The sequence below is a fragment of the Arthrobacter sp. NPDC090010 genome, assembly GCF_044748305.1.
GTDB lineage: Bacteria > Actinomycetota > Actinomycetes > Actinomycetales > Micrococcaceae > Arthrobacter_E.
Genome location: NZ_JBIVFT010000003.1, coordinates 152,224 through 170,138 on the forward strand (window position 1 = coordinate 152,224; position 17,915 = coordinate 170,138).

The 17,915-nt window shown below is 66.0% G+C and carries 22 protein-coding genes and 1 tRNA gene; 11 read left to right on the forward strand and 12 right to left on the reverse strand.

From position 1 onward, the window contains the following. The first annotated feature begins 50 nt into the window (after positions 1-50). The 4 genes from ACIPXZ_RS06100 (at position 51) to ACIPXZ_RS06115 (ending at position 4,233) form a co-directional block, all read left to right on the forward strand. The gene (locus tag ACIPXZ_RS06100) at positions 51-1,370 is read left to right on the forward strand and encodes an MFS transporter (protein WP_400591932.1); all 1,320 of its coding nucleotides are present in this window, start codon (positions 51-53) and stop codon (positions 1,368-1,370) included. A 159-nt stretch (positions 1,371-1,529) separates the two neighbouring features. Further along, on the forward strand, positions 1,530-2,453 hold the full coding sequence (locus ACIPXZ_RS06105; RefSeq protein ID WP_400591375.1) for an endonuclease domain-containing protein: 924 nt from the start codon (positions 1,530-1,532) through the stop codon (positions 2,451-2,453). Positions 2,454-2,551: 98 nt separating this feature from the next. Beyond that, positions 2,552-3,034 (forward strand): cation:proton antiporter regulatory subunit, encoded by a 483-nt coding sequence (locus ACIPXZ_RS06110; RefSeq protein WP_400591376.1) that lies wholly within the window; start codon positions 2,552-2,554, stop codon positions 3,032-3,034. 2 nt (positions 3,035-3,036) lie between these two features. Continuing rightward, positions 3,037-4,233: a cation:proton antiporter gene (locus ACIPXZ_RS06115; protein WP_400591378.1), complete on the forward strand. Its 1,197-nt coding sequence runs from the start codon at positions 3,037-3,039 to the stop codon at positions 4,231-4,233. A gap of 28 nt (positions 4,234-4,261) precedes the next feature. Here ACIPXZ_RS06115 and ACIPXZ_RS06120 read toward each other — a convergent pair whose 3' ends face one another. Then, entirely contained in the window at positions 4,262-5,527 is a 1,266-nt protein-coding gene (locus ACIPXZ_RS06120; protein ID WP_400591380.1) for an MFS transporter, read from the reverse strand. Positions 5,528-5,680: 153 nt separating this feature from the next. Between ACIPXZ_RS06120 and ACIPXZ_RS06125 the strand changes: the two genes are divergently transcribed. Beyond that, positions 5,681-6,187, forward strand: a complete 507-nt coding sequence (locus ACIPXZ_RS06125; protein ID WP_400591382.1) for a MarR family winged helix-turn-helix transcriptional regulator — start codon at positions 5,681-5,683, stop codon at positions 6,185-6,187. A 6-nt stretch (positions 6,188-6,193) separates the two neighbouring features. Here ACIPXZ_RS06125 and ACIPXZ_RS06130 read toward each other — a convergent pair whose 3' ends face one another. The 5 genes from ACIPXZ_RS06130 to ACIPXZ_RS06150 all read right to left on the reverse strand — a co-directional run bounded on the left by ACIPXZ_RS06130 (position 6,194) and on the right by ACIPXZ_RS06150 (position 9,718). Further along, entirely contained in the window at positions 6,194-6,901 is a 708-nt protein-coding gene (locus tag ACIPXZ_RS06130; RefSeq protein ID WP_400591384.1) for a TetR/AcrR family transcriptional regulator, read from the reverse strand. After that, positions 6,898-8,094: a low temperature requirement protein A gene (locus tag ACIPXZ_RS06135; protein WP_400591386.1), complete on the reverse strand. Its 1,197-nt coding sequence runs from the start codon at positions 8,092-8,094 to the stop codon at positions 6,898-6,900. Before ACIPXZ_RS06135 ends, ACIPXZ_RS06130 begins: the two co-directional genes overlap by 4 nt. 17 nt (positions 8,095-8,111) lie before the next feature. Further along, positions 8,112-8,444, reverse strand: coding sequence for a nuclear transport factor 2 family protein (locus ACIPXZ_RS06140; RefSeq protein ID WP_400591388.1), 333 nt, complete (start codon positions 8,442-8,444; stop codon positions 8,112-8,114). An 11-nt stretch (positions 8,445-8,455) separates the two neighbouring features. Then, on the reverse strand, positions 8,456-9,211 hold the full coding sequence (locus ACIPXZ_RS06145; RefSeq protein WP_400591390.1) for an SDR family oxidoreductase: 756 nt from the start codon (positions 9,209-9,211) through the stop codon (positions 8,456-8,458). A gap of 129 nt (positions 9,212-9,340) precedes the next feature. Next, positions 9,341-9,718, reverse strand: coding sequence for a VOC family protein (locus ACIPXZ_RS06150; RefSeq protein ID WP_400591392.1), 378 nt, complete (start codon positions 9,716-9,718; stop codon positions 9,341-9,343). A gap of 133 nt (positions 9,719-9,851) precedes the next feature. On the opposite strand from ACIPXZ_RS06150, the gene ACIPXZ_RS06155 reads away from it, so the two are divergent. The 3 genes from ACIPXZ_RS06155 to ACIPXZ_RS06165 all read left to right on the forward strand — a co-directional run bounded on the left by ACIPXZ_RS06155 (position 9,852) and on the right by ACIPXZ_RS06165 (position 12,156). Continuing rightward, positions 9,852-10,745 (forward strand): sigma-70 family RNA polymerase sigma factor, encoded by an 894-nt coding sequence (locus ACIPXZ_RS06155; protein ID WP_400591394.1) that lies wholly within the window; start codon positions 9,852-9,854, stop codon positions 10,743-10,745. Between the two features lie 126 nt (positions 10,746-10,871). Further along, positions 10,872-11,780 carry an aldo/keto reductase gene (locus tag ACIPXZ_RS06160; RefSeq protein ID WP_400591396.1) on the forward strand — a complete coding sequence of 303 codons (909 nt, stop codon included), beginning with the start codon at positions 10,872-10,874 and terminating at the stop codon, positions 11,778-11,780. After that, a complete protein-coding gene (locus ACIPXZ_RS06165; RefSeq protein WP_400591398.1) occupies positions 11,773-12,156 on the forward strand; it encodes a MerR family transcriptional regulator in 384 nt (127 codons plus the stop codon). The genes ACIPXZ_RS06160 and ACIPXZ_RS06165 overlap by 8 nt, the downstream gene beginning before the upstream one ends. Positions 12,157-12,159: 3 nt before the next feature. On the opposite strand, the gene ACIPXZ_RS06170 is transcribed toward ACIPXZ_RS06165, so the two are convergent. Genes ACIPXZ_RS06170 through ACIPXZ_RS06180 form a run of 3 tightly spaced genes read right to left on the reverse strand, consistent with a single transcriptional unit; the run spans position 12,160 to position 14,125 of the window. Further along, positions 12,160-13,062 carry a homocysteine S-methyltransferase family protein gene (locus ACIPXZ_RS06170; protein ID WP_400591400.1) on the reverse strand — a complete coding sequence of 301 codons (903 nt, stop codon included), beginning with the start codon at positions 13,060-13,062 and terminating at the stop codon, positions 12,160-12,162. Next, positions 13,063-13,638 (reverse strand): dCTP deaminase, encoded by a 576-nt coding sequence (dcd, locus tag ACIPXZ_RS06175; protein WP_400591402.1) that lies wholly within the window; start codon positions 13,636-13,638, stop codon positions 13,063-13,065. It abuts the gene before it with no gap. Positions 13,639-13,675: 37 nt separating this feature from the next. Continuing rightward, positions 13,676-14,125, reverse strand: a complete 450-nt coding sequence (locus ACIPXZ_RS06180) for a hypothetical protein (RefSeq protein WP_400591404.1) — start codon at positions 14,123-14,125, stop codon at positions 13,676-13,678. Between the two features lie 265 nt (positions 14,126-14,390). Here ACIPXZ_RS06180 and ACIPXZ_RS06185 point away from each other — a divergent pair, with 265 nt between their 5' ends. From ACIPXZ_RS06185 to ACIPXZ_RS06195, 3 genes are all read left to right on the forward strand, one after another. Continuing rightward, positions 14,391-15,812, forward strand: a complete 1,422-nt coding sequence (locus ACIPXZ_RS06185; protein WP_400591406.1) for a D-alanyl-D-alanine carboxypeptidase family protein — start codon at positions 14,391-14,393, stop codon at positions 15,810-15,812. Between the two features lie 90 nt (positions 15,813-15,902). Continuing rightward, positions 15,903-15,973, forward strand: a tRNA-Gly gene (locus ACIPXZ_RS06190). A 90-nt stretch (positions 15,974-16,063) separates the two neighbouring features. After that, positions 16,064-16,912, forward strand: a complete 849-nt coding sequence (locus ACIPXZ_RS06195) for an aldo/keto reductase (protein ID WP_400591408.1) — start codon at positions 16,064-16,066, stop codon at positions 16,910-16,912. 128 nt (positions 16,913-17,040) lie between these two features. Here ACIPXZ_RS06195 and rpsN read toward each other — a convergent pair whose 3' ends face one another. From rpsN to rpmB, 3 genes are read right to left on the reverse strand one after another with little or no spacing between them, the layout of a single operon-like run. Beyond that, positions 17,041-17,346 carry a 30S ribosomal protein S14 gene (gene rpsN, locus ACIPXZ_RS06200; RefSeq protein ID WP_066213895.1) on the reverse strand — a complete coding sequence of 102 codons (306 nt, stop codon included), beginning with the start codon at positions 17,344-17,346 and terminating at the stop codon, positions 17,041-17,043. A gap of 4 nt (positions 17,347-17,350) precedes the next feature. Further along, positions 17,351-17,521, reverse strand: a complete 171-nt coding sequence (gene rpmG, locus ACIPXZ_RS06205; RefSeq protein WP_066213893.1) for a 50S ribosomal protein L33 — start codon at positions 17,519-17,521, stop codon at positions 17,351-17,353. Beyond that, positions 17,521-17,757, reverse strand: a complete 237-nt coding sequence (rpmB, locus tag ACIPXZ_RS06210; RefSeq protein ID WP_066214183.1) for a 50S ribosomal protein L28 — start codon at positions 17,755-17,757, stop codon at positions 17,521-17,523. Before rpmB ends, rpmG begins: the two co-directional genes overlap by 1 nt. Positions 17,758-17,915 lie beyond the last annotated feature (158 nt).

Sequence of the window (17,915 nt, forward strand, 5' to 3'; positions counted from 1 at the left end):
CTCCAGCACTGCGCGAACAACCCGCGCTCGAGCCCCGGAAGCGGCGCGGCATGGTGCTGGCCTGGGCGTCCTGGGACTGGGGTTCAGCCTCCTTCAACGCCGTGATGACCACCTTCGTCTTCACGGTCTACCTCACCTCCAAGTCCTTCGGCGGCGAAGACCACGCCTCGGGAGTGCTGAGCGCCGGGTTCGCCGTGGCCGGGTTCGCCATCGCGCTGCTCGCACCCGTCACGGGACAGCGGGCTGACAATGGCGGGCGGCGCAAGCTCTGGCTGGGCGTGTACAGCGGGATCGTGGTGCTGCTCATGGCGCTGTGCTTCTTCGTCCGGCCCGAACCCGGATACCTCCTCTTCGGCGTCATCCTCATCAGCGTGGGGCACGTGTTCTTCGAGCTCGCCGGGGTCAACTACAACGCGATGCTCACGCAGATCTCGACGCCGGCCACGATCGGCCGGGTCTCAGGCTTCGGCTGGGCGGCCGGTTACCTGGGTGGCATCGTCGCCCTGCTGCTCGTGCTCCAGCTCTTCGTGCAGCCGGCCTTCGAATGGTTCGGCGCCAGTACCGACGACGCGCTGAACATCCGGCTCGTGGCGCTGTTCTCCGCCGTCTGGTTCGGGCTCTTCGCGCTGCCGGTGTTCTTCCGGGTCCCGGAACCGCCGAAACTGGATGCCGGCGAACGGATCGGCTTCTTCCAGTCCTACGTCCTGCTGATCCGGCGGATCAAGGCGCTTTACCGCAAGGCCCCGCACACCATCTACTTCCTGCTGGCGAGCGCCGTGTTCCGTGACGGGCTCGCCGCCGTCTTCACCTTCGGCGGCGTCATCGCGGCCGGAACGTTCGGGTTCCAGCTCAAAGACGTCATCTTCTTCGCGGTGTTCGGGAACGTGGTGGCCGCCGTCGGGGCCGTCCTGGGAGGTTTCCTGGACGACCGGATCGGGCCCAAGCGCGTGATCGAGCTGTCCCTGGTGGGCCTCCTCATCGCAGGCACGGCCATCCTGGTCCTGGGCAACGGGGAATATTCCTTCTTCGGCATGGCTTGGCACGGAGCCCTCACCTTCTGGGTCTTCGGCTTGCTTCTGTGCCTTTTCGTGGGGCCCGCCCAGGCCTCGGCCAGGGCATTCCTGGGCCGGCTCGCACCGGACGGCGAGGTGGGCGAACTCTTCGGGCTCTACGCCACCACGGGCCGGGCCGTGTCCTTCCTGGCCCCGATGCTCTTCAGCATCTGCATCGCCGTCGCCTCCCAGCTGGTTCCGGCCGGCCAGGCGCAGCGCTGGGGCATCCTCGGCATCATGGTGGTTCTCCTCGCAGGCCTCCTGGTCCTGCTCCCGGTCAAGGCACCGGCCTCGTCTGCTCCGAGAGCGGGCGCTTAGTCACCGGCGTTGTGTGCTCAGTTGTGGTGGGTGAATCTCCGGAGCATCCGCCACAACTGAGCACGCAACGTGGTGGGACGCAGAACGGAGACAGCACTGCTCATCCACATAGCCGGACCCGCCCTCGCCGCTCCCGCTTGAGCTTGTTCCGATGGAGGCATGAGAGCACAAGAACTCCCCGAGACCTTCCTGAACTCCTCGTTCACCGTAAAGGAGGCCTTGGCCGCAGGAGTCTCCCGGAGTCGGCTCCGGGCGGCGGACCTGTCCGCACCGACGCGAGGAGTCCGCGTACCTCGTGGCGCAGACCTGACCCTCCTCGCACAGCTTCACGCCGTCACGGCACTCGACGATGCGACGACGGTCTCCGAGCTGACGGCGGCCAGGGCACGCGGCATCCCCTTGCCGTTCTGGGCGGATCAAAGGATCCATCTCTCCCGCACCCGGGGCGGCACCCATCCCCGCCGCACCGGCGTCATCGGTCATAGAACTCTCCTCTTGCCCGGCGAGGTGGAGTACCTCGCCGGAGTCCGCATCACCTCGGCGGCCAGAACCTGGCTGGACCTGGCGCACCACCTGCCGTTGGCTGACCTCGTCGCAGCCGGGGACCATCTGGTGAACGAGCACGGACCGGACCATCCGTTCCCGCGGACGCCGCTCTGCACCCCGGCGGACCTTCGGCGCGTAACCCTGGATCATCCCAAAATGAAGGGCAAGACGAACGCACTGGCGGCGTTGGAGCTGATCCGTCCCGGCGCGGACTCCCCGCAGGAGACCAGGATGCGCCTGATCCTCTTGGACCACGGCTTGCCCGAACCGCGGCTGAATGTGATCCTCTACGACAGCTGGGGCAAGCCGAACGTGTGGCCCGATGCCGCCTATCCGGAGCATCGCCTCAGCCTGCAGTACGACGGCAAGCTTCACGATGAGGCGCGTCAGTACGAGCGGGACATCGCGCGGGCGGCAATCACCGCGGAACTGGGCTGGGAGGAACTGCGAATCAGCGCTTCAGACCTCCGCGGTCCGCAGCCGGGAGTGGTCCGCAAGGTCCGCCGCGCCCTCCACAAATCCGGGAGAGCCGCCTAACCCGGCGTTGCGTGCTCGGTTGCGGCGGCTTCCGGCCCGGAACATCCACCACGACTGAGCACGCAACGAGCAGAGATTCCTGGGACTACGCTTAGTCCATGCACGTGGATGAAACCGAACTTCCCGGCCTCGGGGTGCGCAAGGACTTCATGACTTCCAGCGGGCGCAGGATCGGCGTGGTGGTACACCGGGACGGGACCACCGAGTTCATCCTCTCCACCTGGGACGATCCCGATACCTGCCAGGCCTCCATTCCCCTGAGCAGCCAGGAGGCCACCACCCTGGCCCAGCTGCTCGGCGGCCAATTGATCGTCAATCAGCTCACCGAGGAGCACCGCGACGTGCCGGGCATCGTCACGCGGCAGTTCTCCATCCTGCACGACTCCCCCTTCCGGGACCGGCCTATGGGAGACGCCTCGATCCGCACCCGTAGCGGCGTCTCGATCGTCGCGATCATGCGCGAGGGCGAGGTGATCCCCTCCCCGGGCCCCGACGTCGTGCTCCACCTGAGTGATCTGCTGGTGGCCGTGGGCACGCTCGAAGGCCTCGACAAGGCCGCCGCGATCCTCCGCAAGGGCTAGGAGTGGATCAGCTCGCCATCACCCTGATCGAACTCGGGGCGGTGGTCTTCGTCCTCGGCCTCCTGGCCCGGCTCGCCGGTCGCGTGGGCATGTCCCCCATCCCCTTCTACCTGCTGGGCGGGCTGGGTTTCGGCGCGGGCGGCGTCATTCAGCTCGAAGGCGTGCGGGAGTTCAGCCACCTCTCGGGCGAGATCGGCGTGATCCTCCTCCTGCTCATGCTCGGTCTGGAATACACCGCCGATGAGCTCTTCACCGGCCTGAAGAAATCCTGGCAGGCCGGTGTCATGGACGCCGTGCTGAACGCCGCCCCGGGAGCGGCGGTCGCCCTGCTGCTCGGCTGGGGGCCGGTGGGTGCACTGGTGATGGGCGGCGTCACGTACATCTCGTCGTCGGGCATTGCCGCCAAGACCCTCACGGACCTGGGCCGCCTCGGCAACCGGGAGACTCCCGTGGTGCTCTCGGTGCTGGTGTTCGAGGACCTGGCCATGGCCGTCTACCTGCCCATCCTCACGGCCACCCTCGCCGGTGTCGGCTTCCTCGGCGGACTGCAGGCCGTGGTGATCGCGCTGGCCGTGATCACCGTGGTGCTTCTGATCGCCATGAAACACGGCCAACGGGTCTCGGCGATCGTGCACAGCGAGAACGCCGAGGTCTTCCTCCTGACGGTGCTCGGGGCCGCCCTGCTGGTGGCCGGCATCGCCTCAGCACTGCAGGTCTCCGCCGCAGTGGGCGCCTTCATGCTGGGCATCGCGATCTCAGGTTCGACGGCGCACAATGCGACCCGCATGCTGGAACCTCTGCGTGACCTCTTCGCCGCCATCTTCTTCGTGGCGTTCGGGCTCAGCACGGATGCCACCGCCATCCCTCCGGTCCTGGGCTGGGCTCTGCTGCTGGCGCTGGCCACCACGCTGACCAAGATGCTCACGGGCTGGTGGGCCGCCCGACGGGCGGGGGTCGGCAAGCCTGGACGGATCCGCGCCGGGGCGGCACTGGTGGCTCGCGGCGAGTTCTCGATCGTCATCGCCGGTCTCGCCGTGAGCTCCGGTGCCGTACCAGGCCAGATGGCGGCACTGGCCTCGTCCTATGTGCTCATCATGGCGATCCTCGGCCCGCTGATGGCACGCTTCATCGAAAGCTGGGCCAAGCCCTTCATCAAGCCCCGCAAGGCCGCCCCGGCCGGCGCCGGGCCCTCGATGTGAGGCCCCGGCTCCGGCCGGTGGCGCAGCCTCAGGCTGCGAGCGCTTCCTCGGACATGGCGGGAGCCCCGGAACGGGCTCGGGTCGCCAGCACCTGACGGATCCGCCAGGCGGCGAAGATGGCCACCACGCTGATCACGAGGTGCATGATCAGGAACACGTCTCCCAGTCCGGCACCCAGCAGGACGCCCGCGATGAGCGGGCCCGCCGCAGAGAATGCCGTTTGCAGCGCGGCGACGACGCCGAGCGTCTGACCGACCATGCCGGCCGGCGCGAGCGACGCCGTCAGCGGGTTCAGCACGGGGCTGTAGACGGTCTCCCCCACGGCGAAGATGCCGTATGTCATCACGAACAGTGCCGGAGCGACGCCGGGCATGAACTGGGCCACGGAGAGCAGCAGCCAGGACACCAGCCACACGGAGCCGACGGCCATGAGCAGGGTCGCAGCGGGCCGCTTGGCGGTCAGACGCACGACGACGAGCTGCAACGCCACGATCACCAGGCAGTTCACGGCGGCCGCGGTCCCGATCACGGACGGTTCGGCGTTCAGCACCGTGAGCGCGTAGGCCGGCAGACCCGATTCGAACTGGGCGTAGAAGCCGAGGGCGAGCGTGATGGTCACGACGGCCGTCCAGCGCATGGCAGGGTCGGCGAAGATCACGCGCAGGGCCCCGCGAGGCCGGGGACCGCCGTCGAAGGCAGGATCAGAGGCGGGTGCGGCAATGTCGAGCCCCGGCACGGCGTCGCGCCGGAGTCCACCCGCGAGCGCGATGATCACGGAGGAGAGGACGAAGCCGGCTGCTGCCATGAGGAAGCCCACGGAGAGACCGTCCGGACGGCTGAGGTCCACCACGAGTCCGGCCAGGAAGGCACCCGCGGCCATGCCGAGTGATTCGCCGGTGAACTTGTAGGCGAAGACCTTGCGGCGGTCCTCACTGGAGGACCACTCGAGGGCCAGGACCTGCTTGGCGGGGACGGCGGCGGACAGGCCCAGACCGAACACGAGCATGCCCAGCAGGAAGGCCCACGGCTCGCTCACGAACATCAGCGAGCCCACCGCCACGGCACCGAGCAACTGGGCGACGACGGCCACCAGTACCGGGTTGAAGCGGTCCGCGAGACGTCCTGCCACGGGCGAGGCGAAGAGCGCACCGAGAGAGAAGAGCGAGGCGGCCGCCGCTGCGATGAGGGCACCCCAGCCGCGCGTTTCCGCCGCATAAGCGTACTGATAGGGAAGAACGGCTCCCCAGCCGAGAGAACCGATGGCGGACGCGAGGATCAAAAGCTTCGCGCGCATGAGTGCACCCCCTTGGGTCTGATGAAGGACTTTCTGATGAACGGGACGAGCCGCCCTCATCCCTTGCGGAGTGAGCGCGGCCACATTTATTCGATGTCGAATATTTCGACATCGAAATATTATCAGATCGAAGGGTCATGAGAGAATCCCTGAATGCCCCCACGCAAACCCAGCGCCCAGGAAGAACACCGTCAGAGCGTCGCGGCCTATGTCGCGGCGGGTGGCGAGGAGACCGTCCAGCGGGTCATCACGGCCGTGCAGTCACTGAACCGGAAGCTGGACCAGTGGTATGCCCGGCAATTGGCGGACCTGGACGTCACGGCCGGCGAATGGGGCGTGGTCACCGCCTTGGTGAAAGCGAAGGAACCGCTCACCCCGAGCCAGCTCGCGGATCTGGGCAAGGTGGCGCCGTCGTCCATGACGCACCGCCTGGACAAGCTCGCCCAGCGCGGGCTCATCGAACGGAGCCAGGACCCCGGCAACAGAACGCGCGTCTTCGTCAGCCTCACCGAGGAGGGCCGCCAGCTCTTCAACCTCGCCATTCAGGGCTCCAGCATCGTGGAGACGGATGTGCTGCAGGACCTCAGCAGCCCGGAGATGAAGGACCTCGCGCGGCTGCTGGAAGTCGTGATCGCCCGCCTGGACGACATCGAGGCCTGAGCGCGGTCAGTCCGTCAGGCGCCGGAGCCAGACGCGCAGCAGAGCAGCTTCCTCAGAACTCAGACGCGCTTCGCCGTCGTCAAGGGCCAGCAGCAACGACGACGCCGACTCCCCCACGGCACTCGGCGTCACGGCCGCCGGGGCACGGCTCCCCGTGATCGCCTCAAGACAGGCCTCCCGCAGCTCGGCGGAGAGGGCGTCGTCGTAATCCTCCTCCACGATGCAGTGCAGGGTGACCCCCACATTGGCCGCGAGGATCAGATCCGCGGCACGCTCCGCACTCACCGCCAGCCGGCCCTGCGCCTCGGCGCGACCCGTCAGCTTCCGGAGCATCCCGGTGGCACGCCCCTGAGCCTCGGGACGGCTGCCGGGCACCACCTGCCCGTACATGAGGGCGTAGAAAGCGGGATTCGCCACGCCGAACTCGACATGAGCATCCCAGCCGCGGCGGATGTCCTCCAGAGGGTCCGCCCCAGGCTCCAGCCCGTCTTTGACGCCGAGATAAAGCTCGAAGCCGTGGTCGATCACCGCTTCCAGAAGGCCCTGCTTGCTGCCGAAGAAGTGGTAGAGCGTGGGCAGCTTGACCCCTGCGGCATCACAGATGGCCCGCAAGGGGACCTCCTGGCCCGGAGACGCCGCGACCAGACGGGCCGCCGCCTCCAGAAGCCGCTGCTTGGTGTCAGGGTCTTTGCCCGCTCCCGCCGAATCCGTCATGACTCCACAGTCTCCCCCATACGGCGGGACGCGGCCACAGTGGACGGGAGCTCCAGGAGCACCACCAGCAGGACCATGACGACGGCGGCCGCGGCGGTGGCGCCGACAGTGGTCTCCCCGGGGACCAGGGCACACGCGGCCAGGACGACGGTGAGCGCCAGGAAAGCGACGCTCGCACGGCGCGTGAGCGACTTCCGCAAGGTGATGAACCATGTGGTGGCAAGGAACAGCGCCACCGGAACGGTCAGGGTCGCAGCCGCTCCGACGACGCCCAGCCCCGACTCCCCGGACACGATGTCGACCGCCACCTCGATGCCGGCCGAGAAGGAGGCCGCCACCGCGAAGATCACGTAGTGCCCGTAGCCGAACAGCAAGCTGTCCCGCATGTTCGTGAAGTGCTCGTGATGCTCCCGGGAGAAGTAGACCCACCACATGCCGGCCGCCAGCACCAAGGCGCTGCCTGCCAGCATCAACAGGGCTCCGAAGTGCTCGCGATGGCCCGCGGCGTCCACCACGGCCGTCGTGGATGCCAGCACGGACTCGCCCAGGACGATGAGGGTGAAGCACCCGTAACGTTCGGCGATGTGCTGCGGATTCCACGGCGTCTGCCCGCGCTTCTCAGCCCAGACCGGGACGAGGATCTCCGTCAGAAGCAGCGCGAAGAAGAGCACGGGGTCACCCTGGCCGGGCAGGACGAGGCGCACGATCCAGAGGATCTGGACCGCGCCAACGCCGGCGGCATAACGCAGTGCGGTGGCCCTCAGCGACGGATGCGAAACCGCCGCCCGCAGCCATTGCCCCACCAGGGCGATCCTCATGAGCACATAGCCGAAGGTGACCACCAGGAAGTCCTGATGCTCCATGGCAGGTCCCACCCCGGCGGCCATCACGAGCGCTCCACCCATCTGGACGATCGTCAGCAGGCGATACAGCCAGTCATCGGTGTCGAAGGACGTGGCGAACCACGTGAAGTTCATCCAGGCCCACCAGATGGCGAAGAACACCATGATGTAGGAGCCCAGCCCGGCGACCACGTGGCCCTCGGCGTAGAAGTGATGCAACTGCGCGGAGACCATGGACACCGCGACCACGAACACGAGGTCGAAGAAGAGTTCCAAGGGACTGGCCGCACGTGCGATCTCCCGCGGGTCGCGAGGCTTCATACGCCTCAGTCCGAGGGGGGCTGTGGTCATGGCTCCTCCTGACAAGCTCAGCCTTCGCGAATGGTCATGGACGCGAGTTTCCCTCCGGACACCGCGAAGGTGAAGCTGCTCAGTCCATTGGCGTACTCGCTGCGCCAATCGGCCACCACGGTGACCGATCCGGCGTCCTGAGTGACATTCTGCACCGTCATGACGCCCCGGGCGCCGATGAACTCCTTGTCACTCCACGATTTGATGGCCTTCCGGCCGGTAAAAACCCTACCCCAGTCGTCTACGAACCCGTCGGTCGGGAAGAAGTCCAGGAAGGCCTCCTCATCGTGCCGGTTGACGGCCTCCACGAAGGCGTCGACGGGCGCGGGCAGTGCTGCGTTCTCTGACATGGCTGTTTCTCCTATCGGGTGGTGTATCCGCCATTGGCGAAGATGGTCTGGCCGGTGATCCACCAGCCGTCGGTGGCGAGGAAACGCACGATCGGCGCGATGTCCTCGATCTGCGTCAGCTGGTTCCCCATCGCCTGGGACTTGTGGAACGCCACCCGTTCCGGAGTCTCCTGGCCGTAGAAGAACGGGGTGTCCATGGGACCAGGGGCCACCGCCGTCACGGAGATGCCCCGCGGGGCGAACTCCTTCGCGGCGGCCCTGGTGAAGTGCTCCACGGGCGACTTGCCGCCCGCGTAGGTGGAGTATCCGTCCGTGAAAGCAGCGAGCAGAGAGGTGACGATCGTGACGATCCTGCCTCCGTCGCTCAGAGTCCGCCCGGCCTCCTTGATGAAGAAATAAGCGGACTTCGCATTGACGTCCATCATCTCGTCATACTCGGCTTCCGTCGTCTCGGCGATGGGCTTGCGCAGCACCTTGCCGACCGTGTTCACCGCGATGTCGATGGACCCTAGCTTCGCTGCCGCGTCCCGGAAGAGCGCCTCGACGGCGGCCGGGCGGGTCAGATCCCCGCTGAGCACCACTGCGGTGCCGCCGGCGGCCTCGACCGCCGCCGCTGTCTCCAGCGCGGCCTCCCGGCTCGACTCGGAGTTGTAGTGAATCGCCACATTGGCACCGTCGGCGGCCACCTGGCGACTGATGAGACCCCCGAGGTTCTTCGCCCCTCCGGCGATCAGGACGTTCTTCCCTTGCAATGACTGTTCCGACATGATCGACCTTTCGCGTGTATCAATGTTTATATCGACGATATACGCGGGCGCACGAGATGTCCAGACCCATGAAAGAGGGCCCCACGGGATTCCGTGAGGCCCTCGCCACGAGGCGTCGGAAAAGCCGGCTCAGGCGAAGTTGCCGAGTTCCAGGACCAGCCCGCCCGGAGCGCGCACGAACGCCGCACGCTGCCCCCATTCGCGGTCGGCCGGCTCACGCAATGACTCGGCACCCGCGCCGAGCGCCTTCTGATACGCGGCGTCGACGTCGTCCGAGACGAAGCTCAGCACCCCGGTGATGCGGTCCGCCTCGGCGGCCGCAAGCGGCTGGTCCGGCAGGTGATTGCCGGCAGCCTCCAAGGTGCCGAAGGCGAGCTTGGTGTCGCCCGTCGCGACCTCCGCATAGCCCTCGCCGTAGACCTGCGCCTGCAGATCGAAGGCGGCGGTGAAGAACTCGGCGACATCCTTGGCATTGGAGACGTAGAACATGCTCTTGGCGTAACGCATGGAAACTCCTAGTGGTACCGATACGGGCATTTCCCGCATTCACCCACTTGACGCACGGGCCGTCAGGAATGTGACATGAAGCTGGGAAATGTCACATCCGGGCCGCCGGAATCGTCGACAGGGTATGGAGAACATGGAATCCGAACTCGAACTCGCCGTCCTCTTCGAGCAGGAACGGCCTCGGCTGCTCGGCATCGCGCACCGCATTCTGGGTTCCTCGGGGCCGATGGGTGCCGATGACGCCGTCCAGGAGGCCTGGTTCCGGCTCAGCGGAACCGATCAGGAGGTCGAGAATCTGGCGGCCTGGCTGACCACCGTGGTCAGCCGGATCTGCCTGGACGCCCTCCGCGCCCAGAACCGGCACGATGCCCTCGCCGCTCAACTCGCCGAGCAGGTGGACTCCCACCACCCCGGGCCCGAAGAACAGGCCCAGCTCGACGACTCCCTCAGCGTCGCACTGCTGGTGGTGCTGGATACGCTGAGCCCCGCCGAGCGCGTGGCGTTCGTGCTTCACGACCTCTTCGGTTCGCCGTTCGAGGACGTCGCGGCCGCCACCGGCCGTTCAACCGCCGCAGCCCGCCAATTGGCCAGCCGTGCCCGGCGACGAGTGCGCGGCCTGGGCGCGGCGGAGGGCGAACAGGAGGCCGAACACGCGGACGACGACGGCGGACGGGCGCCACGCGCCGGTGCCGAACGCCGCATCGTCGAAGCCTTCCTGACGGCCGCCAAGGGCGGCGACCTGGGCGCGCTCGTGAAACTGCTCGACCCGGATGTCGTCATGACCTCCGACGCCGCCGCATCCGCGATGGGCTCCCCCGCACTGAAGCTCGGCCGCGACGAAGTCTCCGGTTTCTTCAACGGCAAGGCCAAAGCGGCGCGCTTCGCGATGCTGGGTGGCGAACCCGGACTGGTCTGGCAGTACCGCGGCGTGGTCCAGGTGGCCTTCACCTTCCAGCTGCGCGGCGGCGTGATCCACTCGGTCCGGCTGATCGGGGACCGCGAGGAACTCGACCGGCTGACGGCCTGATAGAGCTCAGGTCCCGACTCTTCGGCTGCCCTTGACCTGAACCGGACTCCAGCTGGCACGCTGATCCGTATGCACACAACGACACCTCCTGCAGACAACGGAGAGCACCCTGCGTGGCTTGGCGCCATGCACTTCGGGACCCGAGTGTCGGTTTCCGATTCCCACCGCCTTCTCGACGCCGCCATCGAGTGCGGCGTGACCCAATGGGACACCGCCAACAATTACTCCTTCTGGGCGTCCAACGGCACTGGTGACGAATCGGAGCTCACCCTCGGAGCATGGTTTTCGGCACATCCCGGGGCGCGGGACCACGTCACGATTGCGACGAAGGTGGGCGCCCGGCCCTCCCCCGGATCGCGCAGCCTCGACTCCGTCCTTGGGCTCTCTGCACCGTCAATACGAAGCCAGGTGGAGGGCAGCCTTCGACGCCTCAGGCTAGATCACGTCGATCTTCTCTACGCACATATCGACGACCACACCGTTCCCCTTGAAGAGACGATCGAAGCCCTCCAGGGAGAGGTCCTCCGCGGCACAGCCCGTGCGATCGGCTGCTCCAATATCTCGGCAGGCCGCCTCCGTTCTGCGCTGCAGGTTTCAGACGACGGCCCACGGTACAGCGTGGTTCAGAACCGATTCAGCTACCTCACCCGACCGCAGGGGTCGGACCTTGGACGGCAGGTTGTTCTGGATGGCGACTGCGCTGAAACAGCCAGAAGTCACCGAATGTCGATTGTCGGATACTCGCCGTTGCTCGAAGGCGCCTACACGCGAGGCGACCGCGAGTTCCCTCGACCTTACCGGCATGCCCAGCACCGGAAGCAGCTCGCATCCCTGGCTCAGGCATCCGCAGCAACCGGGCTGGACCCGGGCCAGATCGTCTTGGCCTGGATGACTCAGCGCACAGTCCCTGTCATCCCTGTCATAGGGGCGTCCACTGCGGAGCAGATCAAGACAGCAGTTGCCGCCTTGCAGATGCGCCTGCCCGACGAGATCGTGACGAGGCTCGACGCTGATCGGGAGCTCGGAAATGACTGAGACATACTCAATCGGCACCGTCGCGGAGCGGCTCGGACTCACTATCGACACGCTGCGGTACTACGAGCGCGCGGGCATCGTCCCACCGGCCCATCGGGACTCCGGAGGAAGACGCCGATACGGATCGAACGATCTGCATCTTCTTGAAGTCCTGCTCCATCTCAGGGACACCGGAATGCCCTTGTCCACTATTGCCGAGTTCACCCGACTGGTTCAATCGGACCCTGAAGGAGTCCCTGAACGGCTCCAGCTGCTCCGGGCGCATCGCGCGATCATTACCGAACAGATTGCTCGGCTGAACCGCTCCCTGGCGGTGGTCGAGTCGAAAATCTCGGACTACAGCGCCCGCTCATCTCTGAGAGAGAAGCGGGCCTGAGCCTCAGTCAAGACCCGCTCGGAGCGCTTCGAGGTGCTCCGGCCCGATCCCACAGCAGCCGCCGATGATGTCCGCGCCTCGCTCGCGCCAGCGTTCCACCCAGGCCAGGTAACCGGCCGGGTCCAGATCCTCGCGCAGCTCGTCCAGCCCGTCATTGGCCGTGGCGTCCTCCGACTGCGGTGGGAAGGCATTGGCATAGACACCGAGTTCCAGGCGCGCTCCAAGACGCCCCACGGCAAGCCATGCCTCGTCGAGGGCGTCCCCCATCACCTCGGGCCGGCTGCAATTGAACAGCATCGCCTCCGCTTCGAGCGCCACGGCCGCTTCCACAGCATCCGTGATGCTCTCGCCGGAACGCAGCACGGAGGAACCGTCCTCCTGCTCATCACGCAAAGTGAAGGAGATCCAGAACGGCTTTCCGTCCGCCGGAAGGCCGCTCCGGACGGCCCTGGCCTCAACGAGCGAGCTCTGAGTCTCCGCAAGCCAGAGATCGACCTGCCCTTGAAGCCCTTCGACGAGGGGCTTCAGAACCTCCTGCGCACGCCCGGCGTCGAACAGATCCGGACGGTAAGAACCGAAGAGCGGCGGCAATGAGCCTGCGACGCGGACCTGCGGTGCGCCGTCGTCGTCCGCGTCATCCGCCGCGGCACGCGCCAGCCGGCCGGCCCGCTCCGCAAGCATTCCGGCCTCCGCGGCGAACCGCTCCTCACCGAGATGGAAGGGGACGAGCGCGTAGCTGTTCGTGGTGATGACGCGGGCCCCGGCCTCGATGAAGTCCCGGTGCACCGCCTGAACGTGCTCCGGCGCCTCGATCAGGGCGAGCGCCGACCACTCGGGCTGCCGGAAAGGCGCCCCACGGCGCGCCAGCTCACGGCCCATGCCGCCGTCCAGGAGAGTCAGTGGCACTCAGATGTCCGTGCGGTGGAAGTTCAGATGGCTGCGGCTCGGAGTCGGTCCACGCTGCCCCTGGTAGCGGTTGCCGTACTCCTGCGAACCATAGGGGTGCGCCGCGGCAGACGTGAGCCGGAAGAAGCAGAGCTGGCCGATCTTCATGCCCGGCCACAGCTTGATGGGCAGCGTCGCCACATTGGACAGCTCCAGGGTGACGTGCCCCGAGAAGCCCGGGTCGATGAACCCGGCGGTGGAGTGGGTCAGAAGACCCAGGCGGCCCAGCGAAGACTTGCCCTCGAGCCGCGCGGCGATGTCGTCCGGCAGCGTCACCGTCTCATAGGTGGAGCCGAGCACGAACTCCCCGGGGTGGAGGATGAACGGCTCGTCACGCTCCACCTCGACCAGGCGCGTCAGCTCGGGCTGCTCCTGAGCGGGGTCGATGTGGGCGTACTTGTGGTTGTCGAACAAGCGGAAGAAGCGGTCCAGGCGCACGTCGACGCTGGAAGGCTGCACCATGGAGGGGTCGAAGGGATCCAGGGAGATCCGGCCGTCGGCCAGTTCAGTACGAATGTCGCGGTCAGAGATCAGCACGGGTCAAAAATACCGCACGACGACGCCGAAACGTGTCTCAGGCCGCGTGCTGTGACGGAGCTTCCAGCACGGCCTTGAGTCGTTCCAGCTGCTGGACCTCTTGCGCCAGGAGCTTGTGGGAGTCGCGCCAGTACAGGCGGCGGAAGCCCCGAGGGGTGAAATCAAGGGCGTACCTGACCCTTGTCGACTCGCCCTCCGTGCTCAGGTAATAGCCGCCCCGGGTCCCGATCGGACCGTACAGCACGGCGAACTCGAGCTCTGCACCGCTGCGGGAGGCGGTGATCCGATAGGTTCCCGGAATGCCACTGACCTGGTTCGAATGGTACGACTGCTGATACACGGCGCCCACCTTGCCTGCGGCACCGCTGCGCAGCACCACCGAGCGGAGGCCATCGCGCCAGAGGCTGTTGTTGATCCCGTCCGCGAGGAAGTCGAAGACGGTCAGTGCATCACAGTGGATCAGCACATCGTGCGAAGCATGTACCACCGTCGTCCTCCTTCCATTCCGATTCGCGCCCGAATACGTGTTCTGCATCCAGGACCCCAAAAAGAATACGATTCACTTGCAGCTACAACCAGGGCGCGGCGCGAGCTTTTACCGAATGGTTATCCTTCGCGGCCGTCCAGAGACCTCCGTCACTCTCAGAGTGAGCTCCCAGCCTGAGCGGCACGAGATAGTTACCGGATCGTTCCCTGCAAATCCCGGGCATCGCGCGATCATGGCCTTGACACGCATCTTCAGGGGGTCCGTCATGCCAACACCTCGCCGGTCCACGCCCATCGCCCGGTGGCTCGGATGCCTCTTCGCGGCCTTCTTGCCCCTCACGATGCTTCTCGGGGCCGGGAACCCTGCACAAGCGACGGGCAATCCGCTTCCATCGGTGGATCCGGTCAGCACGGCCTCCAGCATCACCGTGCTGGTCAACAAGCAAAGGCCGCTGAACCCGCTCCAGTACTATCCCTCAGACCTGGTGAACTTCCGCGGCACAGGGCAGTATCTCCGGGCCGAGGCGGCGACCGCGCTGAACAATCTTTTCAATGCCGCCGGGGCTGCAGGCCGGCCCCTCACAGTCGTCAGCGCGTTCCGGAGCTATCAGACCCAGGTGAGCACATACAACTACTACGTGAGCCTGTACGGCGAAGCCTATGCCTCGACCATCTCCGCCCGCCCCGGCTACAGCGAACATCAGACCGGGCTGGCCGTCGACGTCGGCAACACCTACAACTGCGGACTGTCCACCTGCTTCGGCAGCACGCCGGAAGGCCAGTGGGTCGCGGCGAATGCCTGGCGTTTCGGCTTCGTGATCCGATACCCCAACGGATACACCGGCACCACCGGGTACGCCTACGAACCCTGGCATCTGCGCTACGTCGGCGGGGATCTGTCCACCGATCTCCGTGCCCGGCGGATCCCCACCCTTGAGCAGTACTTCGCCGGAAACCCCGCACGCTCAGCGACGGTGAAGAACGGCGGGGACATCCTCGCCGTCGACAGCGGCGGCGCCCTGCGGATCTACCGGGGCGCCAACGGCTCCCTGGCTCTCGCCGGAACGGTGGGCGGCAACTGGTCCGGACTGCGCGAAGGTCACCTGGTCGACTGGACCGGCGACGGCGTGTACGACGTCGTCGGGGTCCATCGCGACGGCCGTCTGCTCCTGTACCGCGGGCTCAGCGGCGGCGGATTCGCGGCACCACAGGTGATCGGGAACGGCTGGGGACCCATGACCCTGGCGATCGGCGCACTGAAATCGGGGCAACGGTCGGGCATTCTTGCGTACAACGCGGCAGGCAATCTCTACTACTACGCGAACACCGCGGGCGGGGCACCATCCGCTGCCGGCTATGTCGGCACCGGATGGAAGGGCACCATGCTCATGCTCAGTGACTTCACCAGCGATGGACAGACCGATGTCCTGGCCAAATTCCCGAATGGCGCACTGCGCATGTACACCGGCAACGGCACCGCGACCCTGCGCGGCTACACCACGATCGGCACCGCCTGGCAGGCCTTCAGTACCGCCTTCCCCGACTACGGATTCGCTGGCCCCGGGACCCGCGGCATCATGGCCAGAAAAGGGGACGGGAGCCTGGTCTACTACGGTTTCCGGAACGGACAGTGGCTTGCCCCGAGGACCGTCGGCTGGGGCTGGTCTCCGCTGAACATCTTCCGCTGAAGCTTCCCGGGCCCGGCCCCAGGACGGATTAGCACCGGCGCTCACGCTGCGCTAAGCTGGGGCGTGCTGCCGCAGGACTCTGCGGCTTCCGGGGCTGTAGCTCAATGGTAGAGCACCTGCTTCCCAAGCAGGTGACGCGGGTTCGATTCCCGTCAGCCCCTCCGACGAAGGCCCAGGCGGGGATCCGTCCGAAGGGTTCTGCGGAGCAGAAACCGCTGGCGATGAGCGAAGCGTCTCTCTAGTCTTCGACCATGACCTCTATTCTCTCTCCCGGCACCTATCCCTTGGCTGGCAGAAACGTTCTGCGAGTCGGCTTCGGCGCCATGCGCTTGCACGCCACTCCTCCACACTTCCAGGAGGCAAGGACTCTCCTGCAACGCGCCATGGAACTCGGCATCGACCACCTCGATACGAGTGATTACTATGGTCCTCACCTCGTGAACCAGGCGATCAGACATTCGCTCCACCCATACCCGACGCCACTACGGCTTATCACCAAGCTGGGTTGGCGTATCGATAAGGGTCGTTTCATTCCAGCCGCCGATCCCGAAGACCTACGACGTGGCGTGGAAGACAATCTCCGGAATCTGGGGCTCGATACCCTGGACGGCGCCTATCTGCGTCTCGATGAGCAAACACACGCGCGCCCGGGCAGCTTTGATGCCGCACTGGAAGAGCTGCGAAAGATGCAGGAGAGCGGTCTGATCCGACATCTCGGGATCAGCAACGCCTCGGCAGAACAGGTCCGCCACGCGCAGCGTCTGATCAAGGTGGAGATGGTTCAGAATCTGCACCATCTCTCCGCACTTCAGGACGACCAATTGATCGAAGAGCTCGCCGAACAAGAAATTCCGTACATAGCGTTTTTCCCATTGCACGGCGTCCCAGTCACTATGCGGCCGCAGATCGCGACGCTCGCACAGCAGCACTCCGTAAGTCCCTCAGCTGCTGTGCTAGCCCTACTGTTACGCCGTCACCCGAACCTTCTGGTCATTCCCGGGACCTCGAACCCTCAGCATCTGGAAGAAAACCTGCAAGCGCTACGGCTCCTCGATCCACCAGCGACTCAAGCGAAATCTACGCGCGCCCCTGCTCCGTGAGCGATCTCGATCGGTACGCATCGCGTGCATGTTGCGCGCTGCGATGCGGGCATGGAAAAGGCCGGCCATCCGTGCGGATGACCGGCCCTTCAGTCTCAGGTGGAAGCGACCCTCAGAGGGTCACGGACCTACCAGGAAGACTTGGTGATGCCCGGCAGCTCGCCCTTGTGGGCCATGTCGCGGAAGCGGACACGGGAGATGCCGAACTTCTGGAAGGTGCCACGGGGGCGGCCGTCGATGGCGTCGCGGTTGCGGACGCGGACGGGGGAAGCGTTGCGGGGCAGCTTCTGCAGACCCAGGCGGGCCTCCTCGCGTGCCTCGTCGGTCGCGTTCGGGTCGACCAGGGTCTTCTTGAGCTCGAGGCGCTTGGCAGCGTAGCGCTCAACGATGACCTTGCGCTGCTCGTTGCGAGCAATCTTGGACTTCTTAGCCATGTGTTTAGCGCTCCTCTCGGAATTCAACGTGCTGGCGGACAACCGGGTCGTACTTCTTCAGGACCAGGCGGTCCGGGTCGTTACGACGGTTCTTGCGCGTCACGTAGGTGTAGCCGGTGCCCGCGGTGGACTTCAGCTTGATGATCGGACGTACGTCCTTGTCCTTCTTTGCCATTAGAGCTTCACCCCACGAGCCAGAATCTCGGCGACAACAGCGTCGATACCGCGTTGGTCGATGACCTTGATGCCCTTGGCAGAAACCTGCAGGGTCACGTTACGGCGCAGGGACGGAACCCAGTAGCGCTTCTTCTGGATGTTCGGGTCGAACCGACGCTTGTTGCGGCGGTGCGAGTGCGAAATGCTGTGCCCGAAGCCCGGCTCGGCCCCAGTCACCTGGCAGTGTGCTGCCATGATCGACTCCTCGATGTTCAGTGATACCGGGACGGTTTTCCTTCCCGGGCGCTGCCGTCGCGTCCACGCACGTCACCCCTGAAAGGATGAGCACGGGAAACAGAAATGGCTGACTTGAGCCCCTAACTACCGGCGAGCTTGACCGCGAGGTCCGCTGC